Origin of the sequence: Blautia sp. MB18-30, assembly GCF_023669475.1 — a bacterium.
Taxonomy (GTDB): domain Bacteria; phylum Bacillota; class Clostridia; order Lachnospirales; family Lachnospiraceae; genus Blautia_A; species Blautia_A fusiformis.
In genome coordinates, this window is sequence record NZ_JAMOYY010000076.1 from 1 (window position 1) to 2,575 (window position 2,575).

Here is a 2,575-nt window from a genome sequence, read left to right on the forward strand (position 1 = left end):
TTATAATATAAGACGACATTTAAAACCGATTATTGTTTTCTTTTTATTTTCTGTGGCTACGATGATTTATACAAGTTTGGATACAGTTATGTTAGGATTCATGTCTAATGATATTCAAGTAGGATATTATAATGCAGCTACGAAAATGAAAAATATATTAGTTAGTTTGGTAACATCTTTAGGTGTTGTTTTATTACCAAGGGCTTCATATTATATTGAAAATAATTTTGAAAACGATTTTATAAGAGTAATAAAAAAAGCTTTTCAATTTGTAATTGCTTCTGCTATCCCAATAAGCATATTTTTTATGATTGAAGCTAAGGATACAATATTGTTTTTAGCTGGAAAGGAGTATAGAAACGCAATTCCAAGTATGATTATAATAATACCAACAGTTTTTTTTATTGGGTTAAGTAACATTATTGGAATGCAAATATTTATTCCAATTGGTCTTGAAAAGCTTACAGTATTTTCAACTTTCGTGGGCGCATTGATTGATTACTATTAAATTCAATATTAATACCTATATATGGTGCAGCAGGTGCTGCAATAGGAACTGTTATAGCAGAATTTGGTGTATTAGTAGTACAAATATTTCAAGCAATTTATATGAAAAAGATTCGATATATAAAAATTGATTGGAAAGATACTATAAAAGTGTTGACTTTAAGTATAATAGCCAGTGTAGTATTAAAAGTGTTTCATTCAACATTTAAAATTGATAGTTACTTTTTTAGTCTCTTATGTTCATGTGGAATTTATTTTGGAATTTACATAATTGGGTGTGTAGTACTACGAGAGAATATTGTTAATGAATATATGATTAAATATATGAAAGTGAAACGTAAATGAAAGAAGGAAGAATTGTTGAATTTGATATATTAAAAGGTATAGGAATAATAAGTGTAATTGCGGGGCATGTCGCCCAGAATTATGATATTCCGCGGATCATGCAAATTCAGTAGTAATAATTTTGTGTATTTGTGTATTTGTTATAAAAATCTATGAACAAGTTTTGATAGATTATTTAAAGAAAAAGAGAAGTTAACTATGGGAGAGTTTAAAATGAAATACAATTATCTAGTAGTAGGTTCCGGATTATACGGAGCAATCTTCGCGCACGAAGCAAAAAAAGCAGGAAAGACAGTTCTTGTAGTAGACAAGCGACCGAATATTGCTGGAAATGTTTTCACAGAGAAAACAGAAGGTATTAACGTACATAAATATGGAGCACATATTTTCCATACTAACAACAAGAAAGTATGGAATTATATCACTCAGTTTGCAGAGTTCAACAGGTTTACAAACAGCCCGGTCGCTAATTATAAAGGGGAACTTTACAGTCTTCCTTTTAATATGTATACATTTAATAAAATGTGGGGTGTGGTAACTCCAGAAGAGGCTGCGGCGAAGATTGAGGAACAGAGAAAAGAGGCTGGAATTACAGAACCGAAGAATCTGGAAGAACAGGCAATTTCGCTGGTTGGACGTGATATTTATGAAAAACTGATCAAGGGCTATACAGAGAAACAGTGGGGACGTGACTGCAAGGATCTTCCTTCTTTTATCATCAAACGTCTTCCTGTTCGACTGACATTTGATAACAATTATTTTAATGCTTTATATCAGGGAATACCAGTTGGCGGTTACACGAAGATGGTAGCAAATCTTCTGGAGGGTATTGAGGTCCGTCTGAATACAGATTATCTGGAAAACAAAGGTGAATTAGATGCGATAGCTGAAAAGATAGTTTACACAGGTCCGATCGATGCATATTTTGATTATATGCTTGGGACTTTGGAATATCGTTCTGTGCGTTTTGAAACAGAAACATTGGACAAACCGAATTTCCAAGGAAATGCAGCTGTAAATTATACAGATCGTGAGACGCCGTGGACAAGAATCATTGAGCATAAATGGTTTGAGTTCGGAAAGAATGAGGAAGGAAATGATCTTCCGAAGACGGTGATTAGCCGGGAATTCAGTTCGGAATGGAAACCTGGGGATGAGCCTTATTATCCGGTTAATGATGAAAAGAATGGTGCTCTCTATGAGGAGTACAAAAAGCTTGCAGAAGCTGAGCAAAATGTAATTTTTGGCGGACGTCTTGGCGAATATAAATACTATGATATGGATCAGGTTATTGCAGTTGCATTGGAAGCAACTAGAAAAGAATTAAAATGATGTTGTTGATTAAATTAAAATATTATATGGAACTGGACTATTAAAAGCTTGGTCTCGGAAGTGACGGTTTAAAACTAAATGAATTGAATTGGGTACTGGAGATAATTTATTAAAATGAAAATTTTTTGTAATATGTCAAATAGAAACGTCAATGTTGATATGATTAGAATCGTTGCCTGTATTGCAGTTGTAGGTTTACATGCATTTCCTAAAGATATATCGAAAACCACAGGCTTAATATATTATTTTTTTGGCTTTGCGGTTCCATTTTTTTTCATGTCAAGTGGATATTTTTTGTTAAATCGTGGTAAAATAGGAATTCAATATTCGAAAAAAAAGTGTTTAGGAATTATAAAATTGACAATTTGTTGGAATACAGTCATTATTATTG

The 2,575-nt window shown here is 32.4% G+C and carries 3 protein-coding genes; all 3 read left to right on the top strand.

Features of this window, described 5'->3' with window-relative positions; genetic code table 11:
• On the top strand, nucleotides 1-508 hold a 508-nt coding region (locus NCY57_RS16460; RefSeq protein WP_250789858.1), incomplete at its 5' end, for an oligosaccharide flippase family protein.
• A gap of 557 nt (nucleotides 509-1,065) precedes the next feature.
• On the top strand, nucleotides 1,066-2,184 hold the full coding sequence (gene glf, locus NCY57_RS16465) for a UDP-galactopyranose mutase (RefSeq protein ID WP_114002287.1): 1,119 nt from the start codon (nucleotides 1,066-1,068) through the stop codon (nucleotides 2,182-2,184).
• A gap of 114 nt (nucleotides 2,185-2,298) precedes the next feature.
• The coding region (locus NCY57_RS16470) for an acyltransferase family protein (RefSeq protein WP_250789859.1) at nucleotides 2,299-2,575 on the top strand (277 nt) is incomplete at its 3' end.